General features: G+C 53.4%; 11 protein-coding genes. 10 read left to right on the top strand and 1 reads right to left on the bottom strand.

Annotated features, from left to right (window positions below):
• Window positions 1–10 precede the first annotated feature (10 nt).
• From PZA18_RS21550 to PZA18_RS21505, 10 genes are all read left to right on the top strand, one after another.
• Window positions 11–772: a VirB8/TrbF family protein gene (locus PZA18_RS21550; protein WP_284102955.1), complete on the top strand. Its 762-nt coding sequence runs from the start codon at window positions 11–13 to the stop codon at window positions 770–772.
• Between the two features lie 151 nt (window positions 773–923).
• Window positions 924–2,096 carry a P-type conjugative transfer protein TrbG gene (trbG, locus tag PZA18_RS21545; RefSeq protein ID WP_284102954.1) on the top strand — a complete coding sequence of 391 codons (1,173 nt, stop codon included), beginning with the start codon at window positions 924–926 and terminating at the stop codon, window positions 2,094–2,096.
• The gene (locus PZA18_RS21540) at window positions 2,089–3,417 is read left to right on the top strand and encodes a TrbI/VirB10 family protein (protein ID WP_284102953.1); all 1,329 of its coding nucleotides are present in this window, start codon (window positions 2,089–2,091) and stop codon (window positions 3,415–3,417) included. The genes trbG and PZA18_RS21540 overlap by 8 nt, the downstream gene beginning before the upstream one ends.
• Before the next feature lie 107 nt (window positions 3,418–3,524).
• A complete protein-coding gene (locus PZA18_RS21535; protein ID WP_284102952.1) occupies window positions 3,525–4,205 on the top strand; it encodes a hypothetical protein in 681 nt (226 codons plus the stop codon).
• Window positions 4,206–4,224: 19 nt separating this feature from the next.
• Window positions 4,225–4,830, top strand: coding sequence for a lytic transglycosylase domain-containing protein (locus PZA18_RS21530; protein WP_284102951.1), 606 nt, complete (start codon window positions 4,225–4,227; stop codon window positions 4,828–4,830).
• A gap of 2 nt (window positions 4,831–4,832) precedes the next feature.
• Window positions 4,833–5,585, top strand: a complete 753-nt coding sequence (locus PZA18_RS21525; protein ID WP_284102950.1) for a hypothetical protein — start codon at window positions 4,833–4,835, stop codon at window positions 5,583–5,585.
• Between the two features lie 228 nt (window positions 5,586–5,813).
• Complete coding sequence (locus tag PZA18_RS21520; RefSeq protein WP_284102949.1) at window positions 5,814–6,689, top strand: hypothetical protein; 876 nt, start codon at window positions 5,814–5,816, stop codon at window positions 6,687–6,689.
• A 116-nt stretch (window positions 6,690–6,805) separates the two neighbouring features.
• Entirely contained in the window at window positions 6,806–8,734 is a 1,929-nt protein-coding gene (locus PZA18_RS21515) for a type IV secretory system conjugative DNA transfer family protein (protein WP_284102948.1), read from the top strand.
• A gap of 21 nt (window positions 8,735–8,755) precedes the next feature.
• Complete coding sequence (locus tag PZA18_RS21510; RefSeq protein WP_284102947.1) at window positions 8,756–10,060, top strand: hypothetical protein; 1,305 nt, start codon at window positions 8,756–8,758, stop codon at window positions 10,058–10,060.
• 74 nt (window positions 10,061–10,134) lie between these two features.
• Window positions 10,135–11,436, top strand: a complete 1,302-nt coding sequence (locus PZA18_RS21505; RefSeq protein ID WP_284102946.1) for an aldo/keto reductase — start codon at window positions 10,135–10,137, stop codon at window positions 11,434–11,436.
• 252 nt (window positions 11,437–11,688) lie between these two features.
• Here PZA18_RS21505 and PZA18_RS21500 read toward each other — a convergent pair whose 3' ends face one another.
• The gene (locus PZA18_RS21500) at window positions 11,689–13,911 is read right to left on the bottom strand and encodes an OsmC domain/YcaO domain-containing protein (RefSeq protein WP_284102945.1); all 2,223 of its coding nucleotides are present in this window, start codon (window positions 13,909–13,911) and stop codon (window positions 11,689–11,691) included.
• Window positions 13,912–14,126 lie beyond the last annotated feature (215 nt).

The following is a 14,126-nucleotide window of genomic DNA, read 5'->3' as shown; positions in this document are numbered from 1 at the left end:
GGTAAGAGAAATGAGCACAAACACCCATTCGACAGTGGCGCCCACTGGCGCCGAGATCATGCAACCTGAAATTGGTCACACACCGCAGAAGGAAAATACGGCCAAACAAAAGCCTAATAAAGGCGTTGATTCACCCTATTTAGAAGCACGGCGGGAATGGAATGAGCGCTACGGCAGTTATATCAGCCAGGCCAGAAACTGGCGTTTATGCGCGATTATTTCTTGCCTGACGACATTGGCTTCGGTGGTAGGTCTGGCTTATATCGGTGCACAAAATAAAATTGTGCCTTATGTGGTGCAGGTTGATAAAAACGGTGTCGCCACAGCAAGTGGCGCAGCAGACAAAGCCCAGGCCGCCGATGAGCGGGTGGTAAAGGCCTATATTGGCCGCTTTATTACCGATATGCGCACCGTTTCGCCCGACCTGGTAGCCGAAAAAGCCGGCATTGAGCGCGTATATTCGATGATTTCCAATGGTTCGCCAGCACTGGTAAAACTGAATGAGCATTTTCAGAAGAACAACCCATTTACCATTGTTGCAAACTCGATGGTGGCGATTGAAATCACCAGCGTATTACCGATTACCGAGAAGACTTGGCAGGTCGAATGGAATGAGATTATTCGCGACCGCAGAGGCGAATTAACCGCCAATAATAAAATGCGGGCCTCGATAACCATTGAAGTGACACCGCCCAAAGATGAGAAACTGCTACTGGTTAATCCACTGGGTATTTATATTACCGATTTGAACTGGGTTCAGTCTTTGCAGTAAGTACGCACTATTTAACCAGGCAAGTAATCAACCGATTGATACCATCAGCCCCGGCTGACGGCGGGTGTTGCTGCGCCGATTGCTACCAAGCCTCTCAGGCACATTGAAATGCCTATTTAAATAAATGAGATTTACACAGGAAAGCCGAAAAATGTCTGTTAAACATAGTCTGCTCCTTTCGCTGCTGGTGGCGACTGGCCCGGCCTTGGCGGCCGGTGCCGGCGGCCAGCCCGCACCAAGCACCCCAGCCACGCCGGCCCCCACCGTGCCGGCAGTCCCGGCTGCCAACACTGCCAAAGATGCGGCCAAAGATACCGGTATTACACCGCCACTCAAGCTCAGTAACCAGCTGCCAGCCGTCACCCCGCCCGCAGACTGCTCGGCCGAAGCCGCTTGCGAGCCCCAAAAGCACAGCAAGAAAAAGAAGAAGAGCCAGTCCGGCAAGTCTGACGATGAACTGGCGGGCACCTCCATCAGCAAACCCACCCGGCAGGCGCTGGAAAAGTCGCAGGCATGGGCTGAAAACCCGCATACCGCGCCAGGACTAAGCGAAGGTGGTGCGGTGGTCTTCAACTTCGGCGAGTCGGCGCCCACTGTGGTCTGCGCCCCTCTGCGCATCTGTGCGGTCACACTCGAACCGGGTGAGGTGGTGCAAGGTGCGCCGCATGTGGGCGATGCCGTGCGCTGGAAGATTTCACCCGCCACCTCAGGTGGTGATGGCGAAGGCCAGGGCAAGATCACGCATCTGATCATCAAACCCACCGAGGCCGGGCTGGACACCAATCTGATCGTGCCCACCAACCGTCGCACCTACCACCTGCGTCTGGTGTCGAGCCAACGCCGTTATGTCTCTCACATCTCGTTTGCCTACCCCGAAACCAGTGACCGGGCCTGGTCGAGGGCCGCCGGCCGTAACGGCCTGTCTGCCTCAGGCAAGGCTGGAAACCCGGATAGCGACCTGCCCTACCTGACCATGGAATCGCTGAATTTTGATTTCAAAATTGAAAACAAGAAGGGCAAGCCGGCTTTCCGGCCCAAGCGGGTGCTGGCGGATGGGCAGCACACGTATCTGGTGATGAACGACAACCTCTCCAGCGAGCTGGCGCCGATCATCGTTGCCATTGATGAAGCCGGTAACGAGCAGATGATCAATTTCCGGCTCAAGGGCAATGTGTTTGTGCTCGATGGCAGCTACAAACGGCTGGCGATGATGACCGGTGTCGGCAGTGATCAGCAACGGGTCGAAATCAGCCGTGAAGTCCGTTGCAAGCGCCGTGGCCTGTTCGGTATCTGCCGCGATGAAAAGGACGACAGCAATGGCTGATTCGCAGATCAAATCTCCCGACCGTCTTGAGCTGCGCGGCAAGCCCATCGCCAGCGTGCGCATCAATAAAAAGGCCGCGATGTTTGCCGTCGGCATTCTGGCAGCTGTTGTGCTGGTGATTGTGACCAATATCAACAGCGAGCCCAGCGCAGCCAAGAAGAAAGCCGAGAGCGCCAAAGCCGACCTGACACCCGCGCTGGGCGCGGCTCGCGCCATTACCAATGCGCCCCCCGGCGTGCCGGTGACACCGAGCCTGCCAGAAGAACTGGCGCGCACGACACCCAAGCCGCCAGAGCCGGTGGCAGGTGGGCCACTGATGGCCTCGCCTCCCACTCAGGTGCCACCACCGGTGAAACAGGCAGGCTTCACGCTGCCGGGCAATACACCGCCCGTGCCGCCGCTCAACCAGCCGCCTGTTCAGACTGCCGCCCCGACGGCTGCCAGCACTGCAGCGGGCAGCGACGGCCGCACAGCGCTTGATGCCGCCCGCAATGCCGATAGCGTCGCCGCAGGCTTCGGCCCATCCGGTAGCGCACCGAAAGCCGGTATCACATCGGGGGGCGGATTGCCGCCCGCAATCGGCCAGCTGGCCAACCAGCTACTGGGCGCCAATGGTGGCAATGGCGAGCCCGACCTCAACCAGCAGGCACAGAAACAGGCCTTCCGCGACCAGCTGGCGCAAGGCGACGACTTCACCCTGGCCAACCGGGTGCGCCGTCAGCAAAGCCCTTACGAGCTGAAAACCGGCACGGTGATACCGGCCATCATGATCGGTGCCATCAATTCCGATCTACCCGGCGAGGTCATCGCACAGGTGTCGCAGAACGTCTACGACTCGGCCAGCGGCCGCTACCTGCTGGTTCCGCAAGGCACCCGGTTGTTTGGCCGCTACGACTCGAATGTCACCTTTGGTCAGGACCGGCTGCAACTGGGCTGGCAGCGACTGATCTTCCCCAACGGCAGCACGCTTGATCTGCAAGGCATGGCCGGCCACGACGCTTCGGGCAATGCTGGATTTGCCGACGAAGTCAACCATCACTACGGCCGGATCTTCGGCTGGGCCCTGGGCAGCTCACTGGTCTCGGCGGCGTTCCAGCTATCGCAACCCCGCCAGCGCACCAGCCTCTGGTCCGGCAATACGCAGCAGACCAGTCAGCAAGTAGTTGGCGCCGCTGTTGGCCAGGAACTGGCACAGCTCGGAAAGGACATCGCCCGCAAGAACATGCAGATCCAGCCCACCGTCACCATCCGCAAGGGTTACCCGTTTGTGGTGATGGTCAACAAAGACATCCGCTTTGGCGGCGAATATGCATCCAACTGACAAGCTGACTTTTAAGAAAATCAGCATTTTCAACACACAGCAACAATCTCGACACTGCCCCTAATTCCAACCGAAATAGAAGCAGCTTTCTTGAGAATGGATTCAGAATGAAACCCTACAAAACCAACTACACCACCGAACAGCCCGTTTCTGCAGCAACCCTCAAACGGTCTCCCCTCAACGAACAGCGCACCTTGGCGCAGCTGGGATATGCCGGCGCACGGCCCGATGCCACCCTGTTGGGCTGGCAGTCGATTGACGCCACCTGTCTGCTACGGCAGCTGGATGATGCGGGCTTTGAAGCCAGCCCCTATGGCTATTTGGGCATCCCCCGCTTAGGCATCAACGCCAATCTGCTGGGCCAGACCGGCCGGGGGGGTGAGCTGGCCAAGGTGGCCTTGGTGGTGGGCGGGCCGGGTAGCGTGGCGCCGGATGGCCGGGGGCCGAGCGAGATGCCTTGGCTCGCGCACGCCGAGAACTGGATTGAGGTACCACCGCGCCACCTTGAATTGGCCAACGCCCTGGTTGCCGCCTTGCAGCAAACCTTCCCGCAGACCGAGATTTTTGCCGTGGGTTTTCGCCGCACCGGCTTTGGTGCGGAAGTGCTCGACTTGTCGGCCAACACCGCTAACGAGACGGTGTTGGGCCAGACCAGCGTTCAGCGGCTGTCGCGCTGGTTCAAGGCGCTGATCCCATCTGCCCCCGCCGCCGAGCCCATCGTCATTTCGCCTGGCTCGACCTATCTGAATGCCGCTTATGCGCAGGCTACGGCTTTCTGCCCAAACTGATTCTCACCCTAGCGCCATCATGCCAGCCGATCTTGTGATGTTGATGCAGCAATGTGCCCCGCAGGTTGCCCCAGCCACCCTGCGAGCGCTGGTGAAGGTCGAGAGTGGCTTTAATCCGCTGGCGATCAATATCAACGGCGGCACCCGGCTTGCCCGACCCGCCGCCAGCCCGCAGGAAGCGGTGGCCTGGACTTCGTGGCTGGTAGAGCGGGGTTATTCAGTGGATGTGGGCCTGATGCAGGTGAACTCGGCCAATTTGCGCCGTCTGGGCGTGCCCATCGCCACGGCCTTCGATGTCTGCACCAATCTGCGTGTCGGCGCCGGCATTCTGGCCGGGCAGTACCAGCGCAGCCGCAAGCAGGGCGCAGACGGCGATGCTGCGCTCTACGCCGCCTTGTCGGCTTATAACACCGGCCATTTCAGCCGAGGGATTGCCAATGGCTATGTCGGCAAGGTGCTAGCTGCCTCGGGCGCGCCTGCACCGACAGCCTTGTCGATACCGCCGCTGACTGTGGTCGGACGTAAGCCATCTGCCCACGCCGGTCGCGCCCCTTCGTCTTTTCATGCGGATAGCGAAGTGACGGGCTTCGGCCAGGCCAGCACACAATTTTCACAAGGATCTTGAACATGACCCGACTCAAAACACTGGCCAGTCTGTTGCTGGTGGCACTATTGCTCGCTGGCTGCATGGGTGGCAGCGGCGATGACAAGGCGGACAAGGAAATCGACGCCGAACTGGCCAAGCACCCCGAAAATGCCGAGTACACGCCGCTTACTGACAGCAAAACGCTGAAGTCGATGAGTGATGCTTACAAAAAGCTGATCGAAGACAAACACGCATCAGCCAGCGAACGACCGCGCGCCTTCATGACGGTGATCGGCGAAGATCCAATTGACAAGGAGCAGGGGCCCAAAATAGCCAGTCGCTTCGGCTTCACTTATCGGCCTGAAATGCGCGTCACGACGCTGATTACGCCAAAAGGCTGGATTGTGGTGCCCTCTCATAGGCAGATAAAGCTGGAGGTTAACGATGTGGTGGACTTTGAATTTCCCTCTGCCAACGACATCGCTGATCTGAAATCGTCGGATGAGGTGAGAAGCAAACTCACCAGCCTGCTCGATAGCGGGGCGGTGGGCATTCTCACCAAGCGTCTCGATTGCAAGGCAGACAAAGCCGGTCAGTCCGGCTATTCGGTGAGTTGTAACGGAACCGTGGCGCCTTACATTCAGAATGCAAGCAGCTATCCGGCAGGCACGCTAGATTGGATCAACCAGATGTCAAAACAGCAATCGCAAGACGATGGTAGTGACGACTGGAAAGACAACGGCGGTAGCTCTGGCGGTGGCGGTGTCTGCAAGCCGCCGAAATGTCCTTTGTAAGGGGTGATAGCAATAGCTCATTTTCCATATACCGCCACGCTGTTTTCTGCTTCTTAGAAAACATTTTATTTAAAATAAAAGCCAGGATTTTTAAAATTTTTACCACCAAGATCGGGCGGCAATCAAGCGTAACCGGCATGGGGTTTCACGTTTAAATATAAAGCACTCCAAGCAGGATCTTTTTCTTTAAGCGCGCAATTATTTAATTAACCACAGCAAGAGGATTCCATGGAAAACACAAACTTAACTGCGCAAGCGGTTGCAACTGCGGCCATTCTTGGCATTTCGAAAGTAGCCTACGATTTATATAACGACACAAAAATTCGCGAGGAACACTATGCCAAGCCACTGGCAAACATGCCGGAAAATGCAGATGCGCTTGCAGCGGAAATGAAATCAGTTGTGGACAATGCAATAAGCATCATTCAGTCAGGTCACTCAAATGATGCAGTAGCCCTTTCCAAAGAAAATGAACTACTCATGGAAAGTGCTGGGATTAAATTGGAAGATTTGAAACAAATCCAGGAAACCATCGAGCTAGATAAAAAAAATGAAGGTATTGACCCCCAATTGCCAAGCCTTTTGGAAAATCTCAGAACAAGAAAACATGATCAAGTTGATATGGATCTCGCCGTTGGCGCGTCACTGCAACGCAATCATGAAATGGAAGCAACCCGGGCGAAAATCTCTGGCGTAGGGCTGATGCTGTCGAGCTTCATGAAAGAGAAGGGCCTATCCATAGAGCAAGTACAAGAAAAAGCGATAAGCAAGCTTCAGAAAAGAGGTAATGCCGAACCAACTGTCAGCGATATAAGCAGAGAGATGATTCAAAGTGCCAGCCGCGCCAACCAAGATCTGGTTGGAAAATTAGTCAAGACACTGACAGGCCAAGGACACGCCCCACAGGCTGCGCCCGATACTCAACCAAGCCCATCACAGGCGAATTCTGTCGACCCACAAGCCCTGCAACGAGAGGGTGCAAGGTTACCCGCTCAAAGTCCGTCCAGTCCTCCCCCCCAGAGACGGGAGGGGAGCCCGCAACGAACTTCAACCCAACAGCCAACAACACTGTCCATGTCTCCTGGCCGCACCCGCAGAGGTTGATCAGACTCAGGGGGCGGAAACGGGGGCATTCATTTGCTACCCACCCATTGCCGCCTAGGTACCTGATTTCACGGCTTGCCGCCAAGGGCGACTAATCGAACACCAAAGATATTGCAATGGACTCAAAGAACTCGCTAGCCACTCCGCTATACACCGTACCGACTCAGCGCAACAGTCCGGGAACCATCCTGATGCAAAACATCGGTGCCGGTGTGTTTCTGGGGCTGATCCTGAGCTGGATTTGTACCCAATATGTCGCCAGTCAATTGGGCTATCAAGAGGCGCTCGGTGAACCGATGCTGGTGATTGGAAGCTGGAAGCTCTACCCCCCCATTAACTGGTGGGTTTGGTATAGCCACTATCACTCACTAGCCAACCCGGTTGTGCAAAGCGCGTTCCGCTTGGCTTTGTGGCTGACGCTGTTTGGTGGCCTTGCGATTGCCGGCTTTATTGCCTACCGCGCCCAACAGGATAGGAAACGACAAGCCAGTGAGTCAGAACATCTACACGGTTCGGCGCATTGGGCATCGGCCAACGAGGTCAAGCAAACCGGATTACTGGGTAATGGCAGCGGGGTATACGTCGGCGCCTGGAAAGATGCCAGTACCAATACGATCCACTATCTCCGCCATGACGGACCGGAGCACATCATGGCATTTGCTCCCACCCGCTCTGGTAAAGGTGTGGGCCTGGTACTGCCTACCCTGCTCTCCTGGCCCCATAGCGCACTGATCTACGACATCAAGGGTGAAAACTGGGCGTTGACTGCGGGTTGGCGACAACAGGAAGCCGGCAACCGCGTGGTCAAGTTTGAACCGTCCGCCATGGATGGCTCCAGTGCCCGCTATAACCCCTTAGCTGAGGTGCGGGTGGGGACAGATCGAGAAGTGGCGGATGTGCAGAACATCATGACCATGATCGTCGATCCAGATGGCAAGGGCTTGGAAGACCACTGGCAGAAGTCCAGTCAGGCCCTTTTGGTTGGTGTGGCGTTGCATGTGCTCTATGCCGATAAAAACAAGACGCTGAATGGCGTAATCGCCTTTCTCAGCGACCCCACCCGGACAGTGGCAGAGTCCATGCAATTCATGCTGGACACCGACCATGATCTGGTCGGAAACGGTTGGCCCCATCCGGATGGCACACCCAACTACTGCCACCCGGTGGTAGCTGCCGCCGCGCGTGACATGCTGAACAAGGCTCCGGAAGAACAATCTGGGGTGGTCTCCACTGCCATCTCATTCCTGACCTTGTACCGTGACCCAATCGTGGCGCGTAACACCGCCGCCAGTGACTTCCGCGTCCGTGACTTGATGAACGATGACAAACCTGTCTCGTTGTATCTGGTAGTGCCACCTTCAGATAAAGACCGCTTACGCCCACTGATTCGCCTGATCATCAACCAGATAGTGCGGGGCCTGACCGAAAAAATGGAGTTCAAGGACGGCCGCAGCATTGCCGGTTACAAGCATCGCCTGCTGCTGTTACTAGATGAATTCCCAAGCCTGGGCAAGCTGGATGTATTCGAGGAATCTCTGGCGTTCATTGCAGGCTATGGCATGAAAGCCTACCTGATCATTCAGGATATCTCCCAGCTATGGACTGCTTATGGCAAGGACGAAAGCATCTTCTCCAATTGCCATGTGCGCGTAGCCTATGCCCCAAACAAAATCGAGACCGCCGAACTGCTGTCAAAAATGACCGGTACGGCCACCATCGTCAAGCAATCGCATTCCTATTCCGGCAGCGTGTATGGCTCGCAGTCCAATGTCTCGATCTCCACACAGGAAACACAACGGCCACTCTTGACTGCCGACGAGGTCATGCGTCTGCCTGCTGCCAAAAAAGATGCCAAGGGTAATGTCAGCGAGCCAGGGGACATGCTGATCTTCATGGCCGGCCAGACGCCCATTTACGGCAAACAGATTCTGTACTTTCTCGACCCCTCCTTTTCGGCACGGGCGAAGGTACCGGCACCGGAAAAAAGCGATGTGATTAGTCAAGACACTGGTCTGAATCACAACAACTCCAATCTCCTTATTTGAAAATAGTCAAAAGGAAATCCCATGCCTGGCCATAAAAATAACCTCCCCCAAATTGAAGGTGATTTCATCGAAACAATGAAAAAAGCCATCAAAGATATGCATTCAGTAAGCGATGAAGCACTGAATCGAATGACCGTTGAGTGCTTCGGCAACGAAAATGGTGCAATAGATCGCTACATCAACGATTTTTTGGACCATACCAAACCACAGGCCAGTTTCGACGAAAGGCAGCAGGCGGTTGATGAGTACAAAAAAAACCAGGGTGCACTGCCCCCTGCTTTCACTAATCACAATGGAAAGATCAGTGTGTTGGATGTGCATCCGGATTTTTCCATGAATGGCCATGCGGACAATACGTTATACAAATCAGTATTGATTCATGAAGCCATGCATTCCGTTTCGCATGAAAGCCAAGGTTTGCAATCGCATTCAAGTGATGACCATTACAATTGGGATGAAGCTCTCACCGACTACCTTGCCGAGCAGGTAGCAAAAAAACTCGCCGACCAGGTAGCACCAAATAGTGAGCAAAAAGTCGTTTTCCGCTCAAATTACTACACCAACACCGGCAGCAAGGTAAATACCATCCAGTTACGTAGTCAAATGGAATCCGAATTCTCTGAAGTCCTTGAAAATATCAAGCACTGCTACTTTAATCATCCTGAACAGTTCAAAGGCGTACTCGAAAAGACCGATTTATCCGCCACGAAAGGGAAATCAGTTCAAGATTACGCTGACAATACATTGAAGACTGATATTGGGGATCGAACCTATAAAAACCTACAATCCAATAGCCAGATAAAAACCCTTTCCCCGAAAGACACAGCATTAATTCAACGGATCAACAATGCCTTGCCTGAAGGCACTCCTCAAATAAATCCTGAAGCCATTCCTAATTTTCAAGTATTCATCTACGGCGAAAATACCAAGAAAGATTTTAAGGACTTGATTAAAGTCGCGTACCCTTCAGAAAACAACGATCTTATACCTGATGTATTTCATGCAAATAACAGGATCTATGTATTTTGTGAAGCAGGTAATCTACAAGGCCGGCCCCATAGAACCAACATAGGCGAACAGGTCAAAGACGCGTCTATTCGGGCAACCATTGAATCACACTTCAAATCAAACAACATTCACTTGGAAAACGTTGAAGACATATGCAATTCAATAAAAAACAGTAATAACAATGCAATTAAGCAACAAGGGCATTCTAATAACTTGCATGGGCGTACTGAAGCAGTCGCAGCGCCAGCTCCAAGTGGCAACGGCCAAGACAGTAGAGCCCTTCTCAACAATGCGCTTGCTAGCATACGCAGGAAATAATTAGGCGGTAATGGAATTACTCAGTTACTCACCAATATCTCAAGCTTGTTTAAAAATACTCCTGAGAGAAAATCATGTCTACTACTGATGTTGTATTTGGCCTGGATGGCAGAACCCGTGAACAGATTGAGAGTGCCATTGACATTGGCTACCGCAGATTTGATGGTGCAGATTCCTACGGAAACATTGAACTCCTCGCCGAAGCATTAAGCAACAAGGGAGTAGAGAAAAAAGAAATCGATCTCATTTACAAGGTATCGACAACACCTGCAGACCGACTGAGCGATCACATCAAAAGCCTTAATGAGCAATTTGGTGGCCAGATTGACCATCTTTTGATTCATAAAGCCGATGACGACAGAGCAGAAAGCTATATCCCCGTCCTGAAAGAACTCAGTAAAGACGGCTTAGTGAAAGCTATCGGGATTGGCGACGTCACTCATGATATGGATCATCTCCTGATTAAAGACTCATGGGTAAAAAGCTTCGAAATCAATGCAGTCAGCTTACTCAGAGGTGAACATAGTGAAGAGCTTTGCAAAAAGCTCCAGGACTCAGGGAAGCCAGTATTTATTTACAATATTGTTGATGCAACAAAGTCAATTTTGCGTAAAGGTACGCCACCTGAAAATATTGAAATCGCTGCTATAGTCAACTTTATTCAGGACAAAGTCAGCAGGGCTGAACCCATCTTAAGTAGCGGGAGTTCTCAGCGGCAGCTCGAAAATGCAAACGCAACAGAGATTGATGACCGTTGGAATGAAATTAATAAAGCAAAAAATCAAATAAGCTCATCATTAACACCTCCTCCCGATATTCCCGTCAAGGATTTTATAAATATAGAGGATAATGTCCTCGACCGTATTAAAGAGGTATTAGCAACACAAGCATCCTGGGATGGAGAGAAATTATTTGATAAGAGTGAAGATTGTGAGAGGGCCAAAAACGAAGCATTAGGCAAATTCCAACCTGAAGAGCTTAGCGTGGTATACAAAGGCGCAGGAAAAGCCGAAAATGAAGAGTATTCTATAGGAACCCTTGTCGACATGCTTTATCGTCAAGAAGGGAATTGCAAACGCGTTGAAGCCTACAATTTTATCGCAACGAGTGTCCAAGAAAAGGAGCTTGTGCACTATTTGCAAGAGACACTTCAGCGAGACGCCCAACATATTCCGATTCAACAAGGGCAACAACGGGGGGGCCAGGATCTTCATAGGCAAACGCCCCAGCAAAGAGAGGATCGGGGCGAAAACAGCCGGGGCTCGCCGAAGAATTCATCCCCCAGGCCGCAAAAAAGACCCGGAGAAAGTCACTTGACCACGTTCAGCGCTCAAAGCCCCTCTAGCCAAGATTCAAAGCGCGTGGCTCGAAAATAGCAGGCCATCGTTTACATTTCCCGAGTCGGAAAGTCAGGTGTCCTCGATCCACCTCGCACGTCACTGACAAGCAACAGGATCAAAGGCAATCGCGCCAGAAATGGACTAGTGCTAGCGCAAGGCAGGCACCGCTTCAAAAACAATCAATAAAGATTGTGATGTTGAACCTAATCTGCCAAGGCCGATCCTCCATGCTAAATTGGCCTCCTGGCAGCACAAGGCTATATAGCAAGGCTGCCAGGCTTTCCCTCTCTATCGGTCAAGAGGCAGGGCCGTTGGCGCATTTAGGTATTTAGCCCGTGCGGCATGCAGTTTTTTGTAGCTGTCGATCAGACGATGATGCCTGTCCAAGCCCTCAAGCTTCATGCTGGTTGACGTCAAGCCGTAGAAGCGCACGCTGCCATCAACCGAGCCGATTGCGGCATCCAGCCTTTCATTGCCAAACATGCGGCGGAAATTGGCCTGGTAGTCTTCCAGCGCCAGTTCATCATCGAGGGTGACTTCGAGCACGACATTCAGGGCTTGATAAAACAGCCCGCGCTCGACAGTGTTGTCGTTGTATTGCAGGAAGGCCTGCACCAGATCTTGTGCATCTTCGAGCTGCCCCAGAGCGAGGTTGATCAGCAATTTCAGCTCCAGCACGGTGAGCTGACCCCAGACGGTGTTTTCGTCAAACTCGATGCCGATCAGGGTGGCAATATCGCTGTATTCGTCCAGCTCGTTGGTCTCCAGCCGGTAGAGCAGATTTTGCAGGCTTTTATCATCCAGCCGGTGCAGATTCAGAATATCGGCGCGGAACAGCAAGGCTTTGTTGGTGTTGTCCCAAACCAGATCTTCAACCGGATAAACCTCGGAATAGCCCGGCACCAAGATCCGGCAAGCCGTGGCGCCCAGCTGTTCGTACACCGCCACATACACCTGCTTGTCCATGGCTTCGAGGATGCCAAACAGGGTGGCGGCTTCTTCGGCATTGGCGTTGTCGCCTTGGGCCGAAAAATCCCACTCCACGAACTCGAAGTTGGCTTTGGCGCTAAAGAAGCGCCAGGACACCACACCGCTTGAGTCGATGAAGTGTTCAACAAAGTTATTGGGTTCCGTCACCGCATTGCTGACGAAGGTTGGCGGCGGCAGGTCGTTCAGGCCCTCAAAACTACGCCCCTGCAGTAACTCGGTCAGGCTGCGTTCAAGGGCCACTTCAAAGCTCGGGTGGGCGCCGAACGAGGCAAACACCCCGCCGGTGCGCGGATTCATCAGGGTCACACACATCACCGGGTACTGCCCACCCAGCGAGGCATCTTTCACCAGCACCGGAAAGCCTTGTTCTTCCAGACCCTGAATACCCGCCAGGATGCCCGGATACTTCGCCAGCACCTCTTGCGGCACATCCGGCAGGGTGATTTCACCCTCCAGAATCTCGCGTTTGACGGCCCGCTCGAAAATTTCAGACAGGCACTGCACCTGTGCCTCTGCCAGGGTATTGCCGGCGCTCATGCCATTGCTGGCGTAGAGGTTTTCGATCAGGTTCGACGGAAAATACACGACTTCGCCATCGGACTGCCGCACAAAGGGTAGCGAGCAGATGCCGCGTTCAATATTGCCGGAATTGGTATCAATTAAATGCGAACCGCGTAATTCGCCATCGGGGTTATATATCTCCAGGCAGTATTCATCCAGAATCTCTGCGGGTATGGCGTTTTTATTGCCGGGTTTGAACCAGCGCTCGTTCGGGTAATGCACGAAATCGGCATTGGCAATATCTTCGCCCCAGAATGAGCCGGCATAAAAATGGTTACAACTGAGCCGCTCGATATATTCGCCCAATGCCGAGGCCAGGGCGCTTTCCTTGGTAGCGCCTTTGCCATTGGTAAAACACATGGGTGAATGGGCATCGCGGATATGCAAAGACCAGACATTGGGAATGATATTGCGCCACGAAGCGATTTCAATCTTGATACCCAACCCCGCCAATAAGCCCGACATATTGGCAATGGTTTGTTCCAACGGCAGATCCTTGCCCAGAATATAGGTGGCATGCTCTTCGCTGGGCCGCATCGTCAGCAGGGCCTGCGCGTCGGCATCGAGATTGGCGACTTCCTCAATCACAAATTCGGGCCCGGTCTGCACCACTTTTTTAACGGTGCAACGGTCAATCGAACGCAAAATCCCTTCGCGGTCTTTGGCAGAAATATCAGCCGGCAATTCAACTTGAATCTTGAAAATCTGCTGGTACCGATTTTCCGGGTCAACAATATTGTTTTGCGACAACCGGATGTTTTCGGTGGGGATATTGCGGGTATTGCAGTACAGCTTTACAAAATACGCAGCACACAAGGCCGACGAGGCCAGAAAGTAATCAAAAGGGCCGGGCGCCGAGCCGTCGCCTTTATACCGGATGGGCTGATCAGCGATCACCGTAAAATCGTCAAACTTGGCTTCGAGGCGAAGTTTGTCCAGAAAGTTGACTTTAATTTCCATATGCGTGTTCCAGAAAGGCATGAGACGGAGTTGGCCGCCATTATCCGCTCTTTTTGGGGTTAGGCTGCGTTCCTTTGTGCCTGTAACGCTAGGTGTTGGGTTCCACCAGATTCCATTCCAAGACGTAGCTGGCCGCTCTATCGGGCCAGAGATCTTTTGCGTAGTCTGATCGCCCAACTTGAGAACCCTTCCTGATCATGAGTTACCGCCTGCAC

It is taken from the genome of Parachitinimonas caeni, assembly GCF_030129945.1.
Taxonomy (GTDB): domain Bacteria; phylum Pseudomonadota; class Gammaproteobacteria; order Burkholderiales; family Chitinimonadaceae; genus Parachitinimonas; species Parachitinimonas caeni.
This window is presented reverse-complemented; position numbering and strand designations above follow the sequence as displayed.